Annotated in this window: 1 rRNA gene; it reads left to right on the top strand. The window is 58.5% G+C overall.

Annotation, left to right across the window (positions count from 1 at the left end):
- Positions 1-470: ribosomal RNA gene (locus RUR_RS06670) — 23S ribosomal RNA — on the top strand; the annotation flags it as partial.

Here is a 470-nt window from a genome sequence, read left to right as displayed (position 1 = left end):
CCTGATCCGGTAGTAGGTAAGCGATGGGGTGACGCAGGAGGGTAGCCCATCCCGGGCGGTGGTTGTCCCGGGGTAAGCATGTAGGGCGAGAGGCAGGCAAATCCGTCTCTCATTAAGCCTGAGGTGTGATGCCGAGCCGATTGTGGTGAAGTGGGTGATCCCATGCTGCCGAGAAAAGCCTCTAGCGAGTGCGCCGGCGGCCCGTACCCGAAACCGACTCAGGTGGTCAGGTAGAGAATACCAAGGCGATCGGGTGAACTGTGGTTAAGGAACTCGGCAAATTGCCCCCGTAACTTCGGGAGAAGGGGGGCCCTGTCACGTGATTTCACTTGCTGTTTGAGCGTGGTGGGGTCGCAGATACCAGGGGGAAGCGACTGTTTACTAAAAACACAGGTCCGTGCGAAGTCGTAAGACGATGTATACGGACTGACGCCTGCCCGGTGCCGGAACGTTAAGAGGACCGGTTAGCG

It is taken from the genome of Rhizohabitans arisaemae (assembly GCF_025996515.1).
Taxonomy (GTDB): domain Bacteria; phylum Actinomycetota; class Actinomycetes; order Streptosporangiales; family Streptosporangiaceae; genus Rhizohabitans; species Rhizohabitans arisaemae.
This window is presented reverse-complemented; position numbering and strand designations above follow the sequence as displayed.